Annotated in this window: 14 protein-coding genes; all 14 read left to right on the top strand. The window is 66.8% G+C overall.

Annotation, left to right across the window (positions count from 1 at the left end; translation table 11 throughout):
• The first annotated feature begins 413 nt into the window (after positions 1-413).
• Positions 414-827 (top strand): universal stress protein, encoded by a 414-nt coding sequence (locus TabM4_RS13345; RefSeq protein WP_434613154.1) that lies wholly within the window; start codon positions 414-416, stop codon positions 825-827.
• Between the two features lie 225 nt (positions 828-1,052).
• On the top strand, positions 1,053-2,219 hold the full coding sequence (locus TabM4_RS13340; protein ID WP_434613152.1) for a peptidoglycan glycosyltransferase FtsW: 1,167 nt from the start codon (positions 1,053-1,055) through the stop codon (positions 2,217-2,219).
• Positions 2,219-3,316 carry a UDP-N-acetylglucosamine--N-acetylmuramyl-(pentapeptide) pyrophosphoryl-undecaprenol N-acetylglucosamine transferase gene (locus TabM4_RS13335; protein ID WP_434613149.1) on the top strand — a complete coding sequence of 366 codons (1,098 nt, stop codon included), beginning with the start codon at positions 2,219-2,221 and terminating at the stop codon, positions 3,314-3,316. The genes TabM4_RS13340 and TabM4_RS13335 overlap by 1 nt, the downstream gene beginning before the upstream one ends.
• Positions 3,313-4,737, top strand: a complete 1,425-nt coding sequence (gene murC, locus TabM4_RS13330; protein WP_434613147.1) for a UDP-N-acetylmuramate--L-alanine ligase — start codon at positions 3,313-3,315, stop codon at positions 4,735-4,737. The genes TabM4_RS13335 and murC overlap by 4 nt, the downstream gene beginning before the upstream one ends.
• The gene (locus TabM4_RS13325) at positions 4,734-4,991 is read left to right on the top strand and encodes a DUF2484 family protein (protein WP_434613144.1); all 258 of its coding nucleotides are present in this window, start codon (positions 4,734-4,736) and stop codon (positions 4,989-4,991) included. Before murC ends, TabM4_RS13325 begins: the two co-directional genes overlap by 4 nt.
• Positions 4,992-5,089: 98 nt before the next feature.
• Entirely contained in the window at positions 5,090-6,025 is a 936-nt protein-coding gene (murB, locus tag TabM4_RS13320; protein WP_434613142.1) for a UDP-N-acetylmuramate dehydrogenase, read from the top strand.
• 33 nt (positions 6,026-6,058) lie between these two features.
• Positions 6,059-6,979, top strand: a complete 921-nt coding sequence (locus TabM4_RS13315; RefSeq protein ID WP_434613139.1) for a D-alanine--D-alanine ligase — start codon at positions 6,059-6,061, stop codon at positions 6,977-6,979.
• A complete protein-coding gene (locus TabM4_RS13310; RefSeq protein ID WP_434613137.1) occupies positions 6,967-7,869 on the top strand; it encodes a cell division protein FtsQ/DivIB in 903 nt (300 codons plus the stop codon). The genes TabM4_RS13315 and TabM4_RS13310 overlap by 13 nt, the downstream gene beginning before the upstream one ends.
• The gene (ftsA, locus tag TabM4_RS13305) at positions 7,866-9,200 is read left to right on the top strand and encodes a cell division protein FtsA (protein WP_434613134.1); all 1,335 of its coding nucleotides are present in this window, start codon (positions 7,866-7,868) and stop codon (positions 9,198-9,200) included. The genes TabM4_RS13310 and ftsA overlap by 4 nt, the downstream gene beginning before the upstream one ends.
• Before the next feature lie 207 nt (positions 9,201-9,407).
• On the top strand, positions 9,408-11,069 hold the full coding sequence (ftsZ, locus tag TabM4_RS13300) for a cell division protein FtsZ (protein ID WP_434613131.1): 1,662 nt from the start codon (positions 9,408-9,410) through the stop codon (positions 11,067-11,069).
• A gap of 237 nt (positions 11,070-11,306) precedes the next feature.
• Complete coding sequence (lpxC, locus tag TabM4_RS13295) at positions 11,307-12,227, top strand: UDP-3-O-acyl-N-acetylglucosamine deacetylase (RefSeq protein WP_434613128.1); 921 nt, start codon at positions 11,307-11,309, stop codon at positions 12,225-12,227.
• Positions 12,228-12,350: 123 nt separating this feature from the next.
• Positions 12,351-13,187 carry an outer membrane protein assembly factor BamD gene (locus TabM4_RS13290; protein WP_434613124.1) on the top strand — a complete coding sequence of 279 codons (837 nt, stop codon included), beginning with the start codon at positions 12,351-12,353 and terminating at the stop codon, positions 13,185-13,187.
• Between the two features lie 19 nt (positions 13,188-13,206).
• Complete coding sequence (gene recN / locus TabM4_RS13285) at positions 13,207-14,853, top strand: DNA repair protein RecN (RefSeq protein WP_434613121.1); 1,647 nt, start codon at positions 13,207-13,209, stop codon at positions 14,851-14,853.
• 145 nt (positions 14,854-14,998) lie between these two features.
• On the top strand, positions 14,999-15,154 hold the full coding sequence (locus TabM4_RS13280) for a hypothetical protein (protein WP_434613118.1): 156 nt from the start codon (positions 14,999-15,001) through the stop codon (positions 15,152-15,154).
• Positions 15,155-15,189 lie beyond the last annotated feature (35 nt).

Here is a 15,189-nt window from a genome sequence, read left to right as displayed (position 1 = left end):
TGTTTCGGCCGGGGGTGTGTCCTTGCGGCTGGAGGCGTGTCCTGCGGCTGGGGCTGGGTCTTTCGGTGCGGGGCGGGGTCTCCCGGCTTGGTGCGAGCTTTTCCGTAGGGGGCGCGTGCTTCGGCTGGGCGGGTCTTGCGGACTGGGAAAGGTCCCTTGGCTTGGCGCGCCGATCTTCAGGGATGGGGCCGCAGGGTCTTGGCTGCCTTGTGGGCCCGATGGGCGTTGCGGTCCGGTCGGCGTGGTTTCGGGCTTTGCCGGGAGGTTCGTGGCGGGCCGCCGGGGCCTTGGAGGGGCGTGTCACCGTTGGTGGACGGCGCGTGTCGGTTCCGGCGGAACCGTCTGACCTGCATCAAGGCGGCGTGCGGGATTTCGGGGCAATCTGGCAGCATGGACAATCGGAGGATTGAGACATGTTCCAGAAGATTTTGTGTCCCGTGGACGGGACAGAACATGCCGCGCTTGCGCTGGAGCGGGCGGTGGAGATGGCGGGGAAATACGGGGCGGGGTTGACGATCTGCGTCGTCAACGTGGCCCATGGCACGGGGCGCAGCCCGCGGATCAACCATTGGACGGATGATCAGGTGGCGGCGATCCTTGGGCAGGCGGAGGCGGCGGCGAAGGCCGCGGGTCATGCGGGTGCGGGCAGCGTGCAGCTTGTGGCGCGCGAGGTGGCGCCGGCCATCGTCCAATATGCCGAGACGGAAGGCTATGACTGCATCGTCATGGGCACGGGCGACAAGCGGGGCCTGTCGCGGCTTGTGCTTGGGTCGGTCGCGGCGGATGTGTCCGGTCGGGCGCATTGTTCGGTGATGGTCGCGCGCTGAGGCCGTTCGGAGAGAGGGGGAAGCCGTCGCCCGAGGGGCGGCGGCTTTGCCTTTTGCGGGGGCGAGGGGGGGATGGGCGGAAAGGCGCGGTCCTGCGGGCAGATTCGCGAATCTGGGGCGAATCAGGGCCGCCTTTGCGCTGGCATGGCGGGGCAAGATCGGCTAGAGTCTTGGGCAAGCCCGGAAAAACGGGCATCGAGCAGTGCAGGCGACAGGCGATAACCCATGACTGAGATGGTCTATGGCTCCATGCCCTCACGGGTGACGGAGCCGGTGCTTCCGCGTTGGTGGAGGACGATCGACAAATGGTCGATGACCTGCATCCTGATGCTGTTCGGCATCGGGTTGCTGCTGGGCCTTGCGGCGAGCGTGCCTCTGGCCAGCCGGAACGGGCTTGAGCCCTTCTACTATGTGCAGCGGCAGGCCTTTTTCGGCGGGGTGGCCATCGTCGCGATGATCGCCGTGTCGATGATGTCGCCGGTGATGGTGCGGCGGGTGGGGATGCTTGGCTTTGCGCTGGCCTTCCTTGCGCTGTGCCTGCTGCCCTTCCTTGGCACGGATTTCGGCAAGGGCGCGGTGCGGTGGTTCTCCTTCGGCTTTGCCTCGGTGCAGCCGTCGGAATTCCTGAAGCCTGCCTTCGTCATCGTCGTCGCATGGATGATGGCGGCGAGTTTCGATTTGAACGGGCCGCCGGGGAAGACGGTCAGTTTCGTCATCGCGTTGGTCGTTGTGGGGCTGTTGGCGATGCAGCCGGATTTCGGACAGGCGGCGCTGGTTCTGTTCGGTTGGGGCGTGATCTATTTCGTGGCGGGCGCGCCGATGACCCTGATCGCTTCGGTGGTGGGGATGGTGATCGTGGGGGGCTTTGCCGCCTATGAGAGCAGCGAGCATTTCGCGCGCCGGATCGACGGGTTCCTGACGCCGGACGTGGACCCGCGCACGCAGCTTGGCTATGCGACGAACGCCATTCAGGAAGGTGGGTTCTTCGGGGTGGGCGTGGGTGCGGGGCAGGTGAAATGGTCGCTGCCGGATGCGCATACGGATTTCATCATCGCGGTGGCGGCGGAGGAATACGGGCTGATCCTCGTCCTCGTGATCATCGCGCTTTACACGACGGTGGTGGTGCGGTCGCTGATGCGGCTGACGAAGGAGCGCGATCCGTTCATCCGTCTGGCGGGGACGGGGCTTGCCTGCATCTTCGGGGTGCAGGCGATGATCAACATGGGGGTGGCGGTGCGGCTGCTGCCGGCCAAGGGGATGACTTTGCCTTTTGTGAGTTACGGGGGGTCTTCGGTGATTGCGGCAGGGATCACGGTCGGGGCGTTGCTGGCGATGACGCGGCATAGGCCGCAGGGGAAGATGGGCGACATCTTCGGGCGGAGCGGGCGCTGATGGCGGGGCCCTTGCTGTTGATCGCGGCGGGGGGGACGGGGGGGCACATGTTCCCCGCGCAGGCGCTGGCCGAGGCGATGGTGCGCAAGGGGTGGCGGGTGAAGCTGTCCACCGATGCGCGCGGCGCGCGCTATGCGGGCGGGTTTCCCCATGTGGTGCAGGTGGAGCAGGTGGCTTCGGCCACTTTCTCGCGTGGGGGGGCTGCGGCGAAGCTGGCGGTGCCGTTCCGGATTGCGGGCGGGGTGCTGTCGGCGGTTCTGGGCATGCTGCGCGACCGGCCTGCGGTGGTGGTGGGGTTCGGCGGTTATCCGACGATCCCGGCGCTGGCGGCGGCTTGGGTGCTGCGGCGGCCAAGGATGATCCATGAGCAGAACGGGGTTCTGGGGCGGGTCAATCAGGTTTTCGCGCGTCGGGTGGATCGGGTGGCCTGCGGCACGTGGCCGACCGCCTTGCCTGCTGGCGTGGAGGGTATCCATACCGGGAACCCGGTGCGGGCGGCGGTGCTGGAACGGGCGGCGGCGGGGTATATCCCGCCCGGCGATTATCCGATGAGCCTTTTGGTGATCGGCGGGTCGCAGGGCGCGCGGGTGCTGTCGGACGTGGTGCCTGCGGCGGTTGCTATGCTGCCCGAGGGCATAAGGCGGCATCTGCGTGTGGCGCATCAGGCGCGGGAGGAGGACCTGCCGCGTGTGGTCGCGGCCTATGCGGATGCCGGGATCGTGGCGGAGGTGGAGCCGTTCTTCCGCGACATCCCGCGCAGGCTTTCGGAGTGCCAATTGGTGGTGAGCCGGTCCGGGGCCTCGTCGGTGGCGGATATATCGGTGATCGGGCGGCCTGCGGTGCTGATCCCCTTCGCGGCGGCGACGGGGGACCATCAGACGGCCAATGCGCGTGGGCTGGTTGACGTGGGGGCAGCGGTGTTGATTCCGGAAAAGCTGCTTGACGCTGAAAGCCTCTCCGCGCAGATGGGGGCCATTCTGGCCTCGCCCGATGCGGCGGTGGCCATGGCGCAGCATGCGCTGGGGCAGGGACGCCCCGATGCGACCGAGCGGCTGGTGGCGCTGGTCGAGGATTTGGCGAAGGGAATTTCGACATGAACGCGGCGACGAAGCTTCCCATGGAGTTGGGGCCGATCCATTTCGTGGGGATCGGCGGCATCGGGATGTCGGGGATCGCCGAGGTTCTGATGACGCTGGGTTATCCGGTGCAGGGATCGGACAGCAAGGCCAGCAAGATCACGGATCGGCTGGTGTCGCTGGGGGCGCGGTTCTTCGAGGGGCAGAAGGCAGAGAATATCGGGGATGCGGCGGTGGTCGTGATCTCGTCTGCCATCAAGAAGGGCAACCCGGAACTGGAAGAGGCGCGGCGGCGGAAGCTGCCCGTGGTGCGGCGGGCGGAGATGCTGGCCGAACTGATGCGCCTGCGGTCCAACATCGCGATTGCCGGGACGCATGGGAAGACGACCACCACGACGATGGTGGCGACGCTGCTGGACAAGGGCGGGTTCGACCCCACGGTGATCAATGGCGGGGTGATCCATGCCTATGGATCGAATGCGCGGGCCGGGGCCGGCGAGTGGATGGTGGTGGAGGCGGATGAGAGCGACGGGTCGTTCAACAAGCTGCCCGCGACGATCGCCATCGTGACGAATATCGACCCCGAGCATATGGAGCATTGGGGGTCCTTCGACGCGTTGCGGAAGGGTTTCCTCGATTTCGTTTCCAACATTCCCTTCTACGGGCTGGCGGTCTGCTGCACGGATCATCCGGAGGTGCAGGCGTTGGTGGGGAAGGTCACGGATCGGCGTATCGTGACCTTCGGTTTCAACGCGCAGGCCGATGTGCGGGCGGTCAACCTGTCCTATCGGAATGGAAAGGCCATGTTCGACGTTCTCCTTCAGAACGAAGGGGAGGGCGCGATGATCGAGGGTTGCACCTTGCCGATGCCGGGGGATCACAATGTGTCCAACGCGCTGTCGGCGATTGCCGTGGCGCGGCATCTGGGGATGAAGAAGGACGAGATCCGCGAGGCTTTGGCCGGTTTTGGCGGGGTGAACCGGCGGTTCACCCGCGTGGGCGAGGTGGGGGGCGTCACCATCATCGACGATTACGGCCATCACCCGGTGGAGATTGCCGCCGTTCTGAAGGCGGCGCGGCAGGCTGTGGCGGGCAATCCCGGCGCGCGGATCATCGCGGTGCATCAGCCGCATCGCTATACGCGGCTGAGTAGCCTCTTCGAGGAGTTCTGCACCTGCTTCAACGAGGCGGATGTGGTGGCGATTGCCGATGTCTATGCGGCGGGCGAGGAGCCCATTCCGGGGGCGTCGCGCGATGACCTGATTTCGGGCCTGATCGCGCATGGGCACCGGCATGCGCGGGGGATCACGGACGAGGCCGATCTGGCGCGTCTGGTGAAGGAGCAGGCGCGGCCGGGGGATATGGTCGTCTGCCTTGGCGCGGGGACGATCTCGGCATGGGCGAACGGCCTGCCCGCGCGTCTGATGGGGGCGGCTGCATGAGCTGGGCGCTGATCACGGCCTTCCTCTGGCTGATCGTGGCGAATGTCGCGGCGATGCTGCCGAGCCGGGATCACCATTGGCGGCGGGCCTTCGCGCTGATCATCGTGGGGATACCGATCCTTGGCTGGGTGACGTGGGAAAGCGGGCCGGTCTGGGGGATGGTTCTGCTGGCGGCGGGGGCGAGCGTGCTGCGCTGGCCGGTGATCTATCTGTTCCGCTGGTTGCGGCGGAAGGGCGCGGAGCCTGCGGAATAGGGGTGCGGGGGGGGCAACGGCCCCCTCCCGCCCCCCTGCGCATTGGTTCCGGCGTGGCGCGGCTTGCATTCGGGGGCAGGGCGCGGATAGGAACCCACATGGCACAAAGATACCCCGTTCCCCGTGGCACCCTGACCGAGCATCGCCCGTTGGCCGATCTGACATGGCTGCGCGTGGGCGGGCCTGCGGATGCGCTGTTCCAGCCTGCGGATGAGGCGGACCTTGCGGGGTTCCTGCGGGATCTTGCGCCGGATGTGACGGTGTTTCCGATGGGCGTGGGGTCGAACCTGATCGTGCGCGATGGCGGGCTGCGGGCGGTGGTGATCCGGCTGGGGCGGGGGTTCAACGGCATTTCGGTCGAGGGGGACCTTGTCACGGCGGGGGCGGCCGCGCTGGATGCGCATGTGGCGCGGCGGGCGGCGGAGGCGGGGTTGGACCTGACCTTCCTGCGCACCATTCCGGGCAGCATCGGTGGCGCGGTGCGGATGAATGCCGGGTGTTACGGGTCCTATGTGGCGGATCACTTGATATCCGTGCGGGCGGTGACACGGGCGGGGGATGTGGTGACGATCCCGGCGGAGCAGTTGGAGCTGCGCTATCGGCAGTCCACCCTGCCGGAGGGGTGGGTCATCGTGGAGGCGACGTTCCGGGCGGGACGGGGGGAGCCTGCCACGCTGGAGGCGAAGATGGCCGAGCAGATCGCCAAACGCGATGCGTCCCAGCCGACGAAGGAGCGGTCTGCTGGGTCAACCTTCCGCAATCCGTTGGGGCGGTCTTCGACGGGCAAGGCCGATGACACGCATGAATTGAAGGCGTGGAAGGTCATCGACGATGCCGGGATGCGGGGCGCGCGGCGGGGTGGCGCGCAGATGAGCGAGATGCATTCCAATTTCCTGATCAATGCAGGCGGAGCGACGGCTGCCGATCTGGAAGGATTGGGCGAGGACGTGCGAAAAAGGGTTTTCCAACACAGCGGGATCACGTTAGAATGGGAAATCATGCGCGTCGGCGAAGCGGCGGCTGAAAAACAATAAAATCCGGGCGCAAGACCCGGGGACGAGGCGAAAATGGCGGGCGGTTCGGGCAGAAGCGTCCCCCTTGTGGCGGTTTTGAAGGGTGGGCTTTCCGCGGAGCGGGAGGTTTCCCTTTCTACTGGGCGTGAATGCGCCAAGGCACTGCGCGAGGCGGGGTATGACGTGGTGGAGGTCGATTGCGGCCTCGACCTGTGCGCGCGGCTTGTCGAAATCTCTCCTGACGTGTGTTTCAACGCCCTGCATGGCCGCTGGGGCGAGGATGGCTGCGTGCAGGGGATGCTGGAATGGCTGCGCATTCCCTATACGCATTCCGGCGTGCTGGCATCGAGCCTTGCGATGGACAAGCAGCGGACGAAGAACGTCTATCGCGCGGCGGGATTGCCTTGCGTGGAAAGCGTCGTGGTGCCGCGCGAGGCGGTGGAGGCGGGGCATGTGTTGCCTGCGCCTTACGTCGTGAAGCCGGTGAACGAGGGATCCTCGGTCGGGGTCTATATCGTCCGCGAGGGGTCGAACGCGCCGCGCCTGTCGGCGGAGATGCCGGCGCAGGTGATGGTGGAGACTTACGCTCCGGGGCGGGAGATGACGGTGAGCGTGCTGGGGGATCGGGCGCTCTGCGTGACCGACATCATCACCGATGGCTGGTATGATTACGACGCGAAATACAAACCGGGCGGAAGCAGGCATGAACTGCCCGCGCGCATTCCGGCGGAGATCGAGGCGGCCTGTCTGGATTACGCGCTGCGCGCGCACCGGGCTCTGGGCTGCCGTGGGCTGAGCCGGACGGATTTCCGTTGGGACGAGGCGCGGGGTCTGGAAGGGCTGATCCTGCTGGAGACGAATACCCAGCCGGGGATGACGCCGACGTCGCTGAGCCCTGAGCAGGCGGGGCATGTGGGGATTTCCTTCCCTGAGTTGTGCCGCTGGATCGTGGAGGATGCGTCATGCAATCGCTGAGGCCCGAGCCGCGCGTTTATGTGCGCCAGCCCCGGCGCGATCCGGCGCCGACGAAATGGCAGTACCGGATGCAGCGGCTGTGGCTGACGCCCTATTTCCGCGTGCTGGCGCGGGTGGGGCTGCCGGTGTTTCTGCTGTCGGCGGCGGTTGGCATCTATGCCGGGGATGCGGATCGGCGGGCGGCGGTGGTGGGGGTGTTCACGGACCTCAAGACCTCGTTCCAGAACCGGCCGGAATTCATGGTGACGCTGGCCTCGGTCGAGGGGGCGTCGCCGGAACTGGCGGAGGCCATCCGGGCAAGGCTGGGGCTGAAGCTGCCCATGTCGTCCTTCGACATCGATCTGGATGCGGTCAGGGCGCGGGTGGAGGAGTTGGACGCGGTGGCCGGGGCCGAATTGCGCGTGCGGTCGGGCGGGGTGTTGCAGGTTCTGGTGACGGAGCGGATGCCGGTTCTGGTCTGGCGGATCGGGGACCGGCTGGAAATGCTGGACGGGACCGGGCATCGCGTGGCGGGGCTTGCGGCGCGGACCGACCGGCCGGACCTGCCGCTGATCGCGGGCGAGGGGGCGGACAAGGCGACGGAGGAAGCGCTGGAGATTCTGGCCGCCGCGCAGGGCATCGCGCCGCGGCTGCGCGGGCTGGTGCGGGTGGGCGAGCGGCGCTGGGACCTGATCCTTGACCGCAACCAGCGCATCCTTCTGCCGGAAGTGGATGCGGTGGCGGCCTTGGAGCGTCTGATGACGCTGGACAAGGCCGAGGATCTTTTGGCGCGTGACGTGTTGAGTGTGGATTTGCGGAATGAACAAAGACCCGTGCTGCGGCTGGCGCCATATGCGCTGAACGAGCATCGCAAGGCACAGGGCATTGATGTGAGCGGGAGCGAATTATGACGGGCCTTTACGAATCCCAACGGGCGATGCGGCATATGCGGCGGGCGGCGATGCAGCGCGGCGTGGTGGCGGTGCTGGATGTGGGGACATCGAAGATCGCCTGTCTGATCCTGCGCTTCGACGGACCCGAGCGGCTGCGCGAGGTGGAAGGCGTGGGGCCGATGGCGGGGCAGTCCTCGTTCCGGGTGATCGGGGCGGCGACGACGCGGTCGCGGGGCGTGAAGTTCGGCGAGATCGCGGTGATGAACGAGACGGAGCGGGCCATCCGCACCGCCGTTCAGGCGGCGCAGAAGATGGCCAATGTGCGGGTTGACCATGTGATCGCCTGTTTCAGCGGGGCCGAGCCGCGCAGCTATGGGCTGGCGGGGGAATGGGACCTGCAGGATTCGGTGGTGACGGAGCAGGACGTGGCGCAGGTTCTGGCATCCTGCGATGTGCCGGACCTTGGGCCGGGGCGCGAGGTGCTGCATGCGCAGCCGGTGAATTTCGCGCTGGATCACCGGACGGGGCTGGGTGATCCGCGCGGGCAGATCGGCAACCGTCTGGCCTGCGACATGCATCTTCTGTCCATCGACGGGTCGGTGGTGCAGAACCTGCTGTATTGCATCAAGCGCTGTGATCTGGAACTCGCGGGGATCGCGTCTTCGGCCTATGTGTCGGGGATTTCCTCGCTGGTGGAGGACGAACAGGAACTGGGCGCGGCCTGCATCGACATGGGTGGCGGGTCGACCGGCATTTCGATCTTCATGAAGAAGCACATGATCTATGCCGACTCGGTGCGGATGGGCGGGGATCATGTGACCTCGGACATCTCCAAGGGGTTGCAGATACCTTTCGCGGTGGCGGAGAAGATCAAGACCAAGCATGGCGGCATCCACGCCACCAGCATGGATGACCGCGAGATGATCGAGATCGGCGGCGAGAGCGGCGATTGGGAGAAGGACCGTCGTCAGATCAGCCGCACGGAACTGATCGGGATCATGCGGCCGCGGGTGGAGGAGATTCTGGAGGAGGCGCGGTCGCGGCTGGATGCGGCGGGGTTCGACTATCTGCCGAGCCAGCAGATCGTGCTGACGGGCGGGGCGAGCCAGATTCCGGGGCTGGACGGTTTGGCGGCGCGCATCCTTGGCCAGCAGGTGCGACTGGGCCGTCCGCTGCGCGTGCAGGGATTGCCGCAGGCGGCGACGGGGGCGGCCTTTGCCAGCGCGGTGGGGCTGTGCCTCTTTGCCGCGCATCCGCAGGACGAGTGGTGGGATTTCGAGATTCCGACCGAGCGGTATCCCGCCCGGTCGCTGCGACGGGCCTTCAAATGGTTCAAGGACAACTGGTAACGTCCATATGCTGTGGCTGTGGCGAAATCCCGCCTAAGGGGGCGGGCGTTTCCCTATATTTTGTGGCAGTTTTGCGTTTTTCGCGTGACCTTGGGGCACCTTGTGGATAGAATCGTGGATAAATTCGGATTCCTGCGCCCGGGACAGGCGCGACTGACGGCCGGACGGCAAAAATCGGCGGCTCAACGAACAGCAGGCGGAGTGGCAATGACCCTGAATCTCATGATGACCTCTCAGCAGGATGAGCTGAAGCCGCGGATCACCGTGTTCGGTGTGGGTGGGGCGGGTGGCAACGCCGTCAACAACATGATCGACAAGCAGCTTGAGGGTGTCGAGTTCGTCGTGGCGAACACCGATGCGCAGGCCTTGAAGCACAGCCGGGCGCATGCGCGCATCCAGATGGGTCTGAAGGTCACGGAAGGGCTGGGCGCAGGGGCCCGTCCGACAGTGGGCGCGGCGGCGGCGGAAGAGACGATCGAGGAGATCGTGGACCATCTGGCGGGGGCGCATATGTGCTTCATCACCGCCGGGATGGGCGGCGGCACCGGCACCGGTGCTGCGCCGATCATCGCGCAGGCGGCGCGGGAATTGGGCGTGCTGACGGTGGGCGTGGTGACCAAGCCCTTCCAGTTCGAGGGCGCGAAGCGGATGCGTCAGGCCGAAGAGGGCATCGAGGCGCTGCAGAAGGTCGTCGATACGCTGATCATCATTCCGAACCAGAACCTGTTCCGTCTGGCGAATGAGCGGACCACCTTCACCGAAGCCTTCGCGATGGCCGATGACGTGCTGTATCAGGGCGTGAAGGGCGTGACCGACCTGATGGTGCGTCCGGGTCTGATCAACCTCGACTTCGCCGACGTGCGCGCGGTGATGGACGAGATGGGCAAGGCCATGATGGGCACGGGCGAGGCCTCGGGCGAGGATCGCGCGGTGCAGGCCGCCGAGAAGGCGATTGCCAACCCGCTGCTGGACGAGATCAGCCTGAACGGGGCCAAGGGCGTGCTGATCAACATCACGGGCGGCTATGACCTGACGCTGTTCGAGTTGGACGAGGCGGCGAACATCATCCGCGAGAAGGTGGACCCGGAGGCGAACATCATCGTGGGGTCCACGCTGGACGAGTCGATGGAAGGGGCGCTGCGCGTGTCGGTCGTGGCGACCGGCATCGACGTGAGCAAGGCCACGCGGGCCGAGCCTGCGGTCACGCGCCGCAGCATGGCGGCCCCGTTGCCGCCCGCGCATGAGACGCGCCGCGAAGTGCCGGTGACGGTGCAGCAAGTGGCCCCGGCCCCGGCCCCTGCGCCGATGCCCGCCCCGGCCCCCGCGCCGGAGCCGGTGATGCAGCAGCAGGCCCCCGCCGCGCCGGAGCCTTCGCTGTTCGATCCGGCCCCCGCCTTCGGGCAGGATGCCGATATGGACATGGCGGATGAGTTGCCGCCCCCGGCCTATCGCCCGCAGCCGGCGCAGCAGCCTGCCCCGCAGGCCCGCGCCACCGCGCCGATGGATCAGGATGCCGCGGCCTTCGTCGCCCCGCGCCCGCGTGCGCCGGGAACCCCGACGCCCGAGGCGCTGGCCCGTCTGCAGGCCGCTGTCAGCAAGGCCCCGGCCCCGCCCGCAGGTCAGCAGCGCCCCGCGATGGCGGCGCAGCCCCGCATGCAGGCCGCCGCGCCGAAGCCCGCCGAGGCGCAGCGCCCGCGGTTCGGGATCGGGTCGCTGATCAACCGCATGGCGGGGGGCGGCCATGGCGAGCCGCAGTCGGCCGCCGTGCGCCAACAGCCGCAGGTTCAGGGCTATGATGACGAGCCGGAAATGAGCGCGGATCAGGAGCGGATCGAAATTCCGGCCTTCCTGCGTCGTCAGGCCAACTGACGGATTGCGACAAAGCCTGTAACATTTGGCGAGACCCGGCCCGAAATGGCCGGGTTTTTCCTTTGTAAACAGAGACTTGGCGGAAGATCGCGCCTGTCACACTCCGTCATAAAGAGTGAGTTGAGTTTGCAATTGCAGCAAATTAGCTAAGACTGCGCGGAACCTCGTGGGGGGGCTCCGGTCCGGGGACAGCCTCACGGCGCTACCTTGGGCGATAAGAAAGCAGACAGGCAGACCTTGCAACGCACGCTGAAAACCGCCGTCACCTTCACCGGGCTGGGCCTTCATGGCGGCCAGCCGGTTCGGATGACCGTTCATCCTGCGCCTGTCGGGCACGGGATTGTGTTCCTTCGGACGGATGTGGCCGCGGCCTCGGCGCGGGTGCCTGCGCGCTGGGATCAGGTGGTTCCGTCGAAGCTGTGCACGCTCGTGGCGAATGCGGACGGGATTTCGGTTTCCACCATCGAACATGTGATGGCCGCGCTGTCGGGCTGTGCGGTGCATAACGCGCTGATCGAGATCGACGGGCCGGAAGTGCCGATCCTTGACGGGTCGGCGATGCCTTTCGTGGAAGGGTTCCTTGACGCCGGGATTACCGGGCAGGATGCCGCGGTGCGGGCGATCCGCGTGCTGCGGGCGGTGGAGGTGCGCGACGGCGATGCCGTGGCGCGGCTGGAACCTGCCGAGAACCTTGAGATCGATTTCCGGATCGAATTCGCCGAAGCGGCGATCGGGCGGCAGGAAAAGGTGATGAGCCTTGCCAATGGCGCCTTCGTGCGCGAGCTGTCGGACAGCCGGACCTTCTGCCGTCAGGCGGATGTGGATGCAATGCGCGCGAACGGGCTTGCGCTTGGCGGGACGCTGGAGAATGCGGTGGTGTTCGACGGCGACCGCGTGCTGAGCCCCGGCGGGCTGCGGCATCGGGATGAGCCGGTGCGCCACAAGATGCTGGATGCGATGGGCGACCTGTTCCTTGCGGGGGCGCCGATTCTGGGCCGTTACACCGGCATCCGGGCGGGCCATGCCTTGACCAACCGTCTGCTGCGGGCGCTGTTCGATGCGCCGGATGCATGGACCATGGTGGAAGTGGGCGAACAGACCGGGTGCAAGCTGCCGGGTGTGGGCGTGCATGAGGCCGATTTGCCGAGCCGTGCCTGAAGCCGCCGCAGGACGCGAAAGCCGTTTTGCGCCCCGGATTTTTCTGTGCTAGGACGACTGCAAGAACACGGGCGGCGCGGTCTTGCCGTGCGCCCGGAAGGAATGACGTGGGGTAGGCGGAAGATGGCAGTCGTGAAGTCAGGCGCGCGATTCCTGGGCATGGCGATGCTTGCCTCGGTTCTCGTGGCATGTGCCGGGGAACAGGAACGGCCTCTGGAGAGCTTTACGGCCGAGGAAATCTACAAGCAGGGCGAGTTGCGGCTGGCCAATGAGCGGCGGCCGGATGAGGCGATCCGCTATTTCCAGGAAGTGGAACGGCTGTATCCCTATTCGGAATTCGCCAAGCGCGCGCTGATCATGCAGGCCTATAGCCTGCACAAGGCAAAGAAATACGAAGAGGCGCGGGCGGCGGCGCAGCGTTACCTTGATTTCTATCCGGGGGACGAGGATGCGCCCTATGCGCTCTATCTGATGGCGCTGAGCTATTATGACCAGATCGATGATGTGGGCCGCGATCAGGGCGTGACCTTCCAGGCGCTGACCGGGATGCGGGACGTGATCGAGACCTATCCGGACAGCGACTATTCGCGGTCGGCCATGCTGAAGTTCGAATTGGCCTTCGACCATCTGGCCGGGAAGGAAATGGAGATCGGGCGGTTCTACCTGAAGCGGAAGAACTATACCGCTGCGATCAACCGGTTCCGCACCGTGGTGCAGGATTTCCAGACCACGACGCATACTGCAGAGGCGCTGCATCGTCTGGTGGAAAGCTATCTGGCGTTGGGCTTTACCGAAGAGGCGCAGACGGCGGCGGCGATCCTTGGCTATAACTACCAGTCGTCGCCCTTCTATGATGACAGCTTCCGCCTGCTGAAGGGGCGCGGTCTGAACCCCGAGGCGGTGGGCGACAGCTGGCTGCGGCAGGTCTATCGCCAGATGATCAAGGGCGAGTGGTTGTAAGCCTGCGGAGGGCTTGGCCGTGCTGCGGACGCTTGAAATCCGGGATGTGCTGATCATCGACCGGCTGGACCTTGAGTTCCGGCCGGGCCTGAACGTGCTGACCGGCGAGACGGGGGCGGGGAAGTCGATCCTTCTGGATGCGCTGGGATTCGTGCTGGGTTGGCGCGGACGGGCGGAACTGGTGCGGCAGGGGGCTGAACAGGGCAGCGTGACGGCGGTATTCGACCTGCCTGCGGGCCATGCCGCGCATGTGGTGCTGGAGGCGGCGGGGATCGAGGCCGAAGATGGCGAATTGATCCTGCGGCGGGTCAATACGGTGGACGGGCGCAAGACCGCATGGGTCAATGACCGCCGCGTGTCGGGCGAGGTGCTGCGCGACCTGTCGGAAACGCTGGTGGAACTGCATGGGCAGCATGATGACCGGGGGCTTTTGAACCCGCGCGGGCATCGGGCCTTGCTGGATGCCTTTGCCGAGCTGGACCTTGGGGCGGTGCGGGCGGCGTGGCGGGCGCAGGCGGTGGCGCGCAACGCTCTGGCCGAGGCGGAGGCGGCTTTGGCGGCGGCGCGGAAGGAAGAGGATTTCCTGCGCCATGCCGTGGCGGAGTTGGACAAGCTGAACCCCGAACCGGGTGAGGAGGCGGCGCTGGATGCGCGGCGGCGCATGATGCAGGCGGCGGAGAAGATCCGGGCCGACATCGCGCGGGCGCATCAGGCGGTGTCCGATCAGGGGGCCGAGGGGATGATGCGCGATGCCGTGCGCTGGCTGGAAGGGGCGGCGGACCGGGCCGAGGGGCGGCTGGAGGGGGCGCTGGCGGCGCTGGACCGGGCGCTGATCGAATTGGGAGAAGCGCAGCAGGGGGTGGAGGAGTGCCTTGCGGCGCTGGATTTCAATCCGGCGGAGTTGGAGGCGCTAGAAGAACGGCTGTTCGCGATAAGGGCGCTGGCGCGCAAGCATGGCGTGCTGGCGGATGAGTTGGGCGTGCTGGCGGGGGAGTTGCGGGGGCGTCTGGCGGCGCTGGACAGTGGCGAGGCGGGGATTGCCGCCAAGGCCAAGGCGGTGGTGCAGGCGGAGGCGGCCTATGCGGCGGAGGCGGCAGGGCTGACGGCGGCGCGGCGGGCGGCGGCGGCGCGGCTGGATGCCGCGATGGCGGCGGAACTGGCGCCGTTGAAGATGGAGCGGGCGGTGTTCGCGACGGAGGTCGCGGCGGGAGAGCCGGGGCCGGAGGGCGTGGATGCGGTCACCTTCACCGTGGCGACCAATCCGGGGGCGCCCTCGGGGCCGCTGAACCGGATCGCGTCGGGCGGGGAGTTGAGCCGGTTTCTGCTGGCGCTGAAGGTCTGCCTTACCGGGGATGCGCCGGGGTTGACGATGATCTTCGACGAGATCGACCGGGGCGTGGGCGGGGCCACGGCGGATGCCGTGGGGCGGCGGTTGAAGGCGCTGGCCGAGGGGTGCCAGGTGCTGGTGGTGACGCATTCGCCGCAGGTGGCGGCGCTGGGGGCTTCGCATTGGCGGGTGGAGAAGCGGGTGGCGGGGGATGTGACTCTGTCCACGGTCACCGCGCTGGGTCCCGTGGAGCGTGTGGAGGAGGTGGCGCGGATGCTGGCCGGGGATACGGTCACCGATGCGGCACGCGAGGCGGCGCGGGCGCTGCTGACGGCCTGAGCGGGCATTCCGGCCCACGGCCCGTTTCCTATGCATTTTAGCGATGAGCTTTGCGCCTGATGCATGGCGGCTTTTGCGTTGCGGCATCTACTGTGCTGCGCTGCGGCATCCTATCTTTCGACCATCGGAAGAAGGAGACAGTAAGATGTTCGAGCAAGTGAAGAAATTCGTCCGCGCCTTCCATATCCCCAGCGCGGAAGAGCTGGAGCGGGAATACCTGAACGGTGCCGCGAACCGCGTGGATCTTGAGTTCCGTCAGCGGCAGGTGGACCGGGGCATGTTCCGCCGCCAGGCCTGGTAAGGCCGGATTGGAGCGAATGATGGGTGGCCGCCTCG

It is taken from the genome of Tabrizicola sp. M-4, assembly GCF_051132405.1.
In the GTDB taxonomy this organism is placed as follows: domain Bacteria; phylum Pseudomonadota; class Alphaproteobacteria; order Rhodobacterales; family Rhodobacteraceae; genus Paragemmobacter.
This window is presented reverse-complemented; position numbering and strand designations above follow the sequence as displayed.